Here is a 506-nt window from a genome sequence, read left to right as displayed (position 1 = left end):
CTAGTATCAAATCTAAATGCGATAGGGTTAACCCATTCGCCTGAACTTAAGATTGTTGGAACTACTGTTTCATTTCCTATTTCTGCACCTGGCAATCCAGCAGCATCTTCATAATAGAAAACATTTGCAGTAATCGGAGCGTCTTCTGGAGCAAAGGTCAAGAAAGAAACTTCAATAGTATCTAAGGTAAAGTCCTCACCCGCAGCAACTACAAAGTCTGCAGCACTCGTGAAGTCAGAATCAACTGAAGATCCAGAACCACCATCACCATCGCCAGCGATTTCGTGCTCATAGTCACAGTCTGATCCAGTACCACCACCGCCATCAGCGGTAACCTCTATGGTATAATCTTCGGCTTGTCCCCAACTAGTACCTGTACAAGAATCAACTATATAAGTAGAACCGAATTTTTTCACAACACGCATTCTCGTTGGCCCTTCCATTACTCCAGAAGGAACCGTGATATCTGCAGTGGCCTGCTGCCCATCTATACCGGTAGAGTTTTC

1 protein-coding gene is annotated in these 506 nt (G+C 44.5%); it reads right to left on the bottom strand.

Translation table 11 applies throughout. The features are described from left to right. Positions 1-506, bottom strand: a 506-nt coding sequence (locus QPK98_RS15585) for a GEVED domain-containing protein (protein ID WP_310994396.1), incomplete at both ends; no start/stop codon positions are given.

This window comes from Aequorivita marina, from assembly GCF_031631895.2.
Lineage (GTDB): Bacteria > Bacteroidota > Bacteroidia > Flavobacteriales > Flavobacteriaceae > Aequorivita > Aequorivita marina.
The sequence above is the reverse complement of the archived record's forward strand: the minus strand, read 5'-3'. Positions and strand labels throughout refer to the sequence as shown.